The following is a 1219-nucleotide window of genomic DNA, read 5'->3' on the forward strand; positions in this document are numbered from 1 at the left end:
CAGCAGCGGGCCGATGATCTGCAGGAACTTGCCGAACTCCGCCGTCGGATGGTTGGCGACGTAGATGATATCCTTGTCGCGCATCTCAAGCGAACGGGCCAGGAAAAACGCCTCGGCCGCGCGCAGGTTCAGCTTGTAGACCACCGGAACGCGGCTCTTGGAGAACCTTTTCGCCACCTCTTCGCCGCGGATCTTGCGGATCAGGTCCCGGTCCTCGTAGCGGAACAGGAAGATGCCGCCGGCATCGGCGAAGAAGTCCTTGAGGCCGCCGACCTGGGCCAGGCCCTCGGCCAGCGTCACCGACTCGGTCTTGAACGGCACGAGCTGGGTGCTCTGGACCGCGCCGAAGGCGGAGAAGGTGCGCGGCTTGTGCGTCACCAGCACATTGTCGCCCGGCGTCAGCCAGATGTTGTTTTCCGGATATTCGATCAGGTCGACGAGGCGGGCCTCGCCGGAGCGCGAGCCGCGCTTGACCGTCACCACCGTCTCGTAGGTCGCCTCGCGCGAGCCGCCGGCCCGCGCCACCGCTTCCAGCAGGCGCATGCCGCGCACCGACATGGTGTACTGGCCGGGCTTCATCACGTCGCCGACCACGACGACGCCGCTGCTCTCGTTGCCTTCCACCAGCACCAGCACCTGCGGCTCGATCGCCTTGCCCTTCAGCCGTTCCTGGATGGAGGAGCGCAGGCCCTCGACCGTCAGACCGTTGGCCTGGATGCGGCCGGCATAGGGAATGAAGATGTGGCCGGTCTCGTCGACCACCACCGGCACCGAGACGTTCTTGCCATCGGCGGTGGAGAACAGGCCTTCCGGCGCCGCCTCCCAGATCGTCACGACGAGGCGGTCGCCGATGCCGACGCGGGTCGAGCGGCCGGCGCCCGGCACGGAGGCGAAATGGCGCGAGAACGGTGCCGGGCGATAGTCGTGCACGGCGGCGACCGTCGGCCGGTCGAGTGTCAGAAGAACGTAGTTGGAGCTGAGAGCGTCGCCCTCGATCTCCTCGGAGGTGATGGTGATCGCGGCTGGTCCCTGCCCTGGCAGGCCTGCACAGCCCGCAAGCGAAACCGCAAGGAAAACAGGGATCAGAAAACGCATCAAGGCCTCGATAGTGACAAAGCGGACGTGTCACGCCCGCTTCTGTTAGCACCCTCGCGGGCGGGTGTCCAAGGCGGATGGGCGCACGCATCCGCATGTCCGGCACCTGTTGTCGAACGGCAAC

The 1219-nt window shown here is 66.4% G+C and carries 1 protein-coding gene; it reads right to left on the reverse strand.

The features are described 5' to 3' along the window. Window positions 1–1095: polysaccharide biosynthesis/export family protein (locus tag P2PM1_RS19900; protein ID WP_186400248.1), on the reverse strand; the 1095-nt coding region annotated here is incomplete at its 3' end. Window positions 1096–1219: the final 124 nt, after the last annotated feature.

This window comes from Stappia sp. P2PMeth1, assembly GCF_900185735.1.
Lineage (GTDB): Bacteria > Pseudomonadota > Alphaproteobacteria > Rhizobiales > Stappiaceae > Stappia.